The organism is Halomonas sp. ND22Bw, from assembly GCF_003011945.1.
GTDB lineage: Bacteria > Pseudomonadota > Gammaproteobacteria > Pseudomonadales > Halomonadaceae > Halomonas > Halomonas halophila.
In genome coordinates, this window is record NZ_PXWD01001626.1 from 1 (window position 1) to 242 (window position 242).

Genomic DNA, 242 nt, shown 5'->3' on the forward strand with positions numbered 1-242 from the left:
GCTGACCCAGATTTTCCGCTTCTTCACCCAGGCGGACATCGAGGTTCAGGACAACTACATGGAACGCTACGGTCGGGTCTTCAAACCGACCGAGGTGAAGATGATGCTGGCCGCCTTCGGCAATATGGAGACGATCCATATCGCGGCCTACGCCCTGCTGCTCGAAACGATCGGCATGCCCGAGAGCGAGTTCGGCGCCTTCATGGAATACGAGGCCATGCGGGACAAGCACGACTACATGG

Annotated in this window: 1 protein-coding gene; it reads left to right on the forward strand. The window is 58.3% G+C overall.

Annotated features, from left to right (window positions below):
* A partial coding sequence (locus CVH10_RS23765) for a ribonucleotide-diphosphate reductase subunit beta (RefSeq protein WP_181244742.1) occupies window positions 1–242 on the forward strand: 242 nt, incomplete at both ends.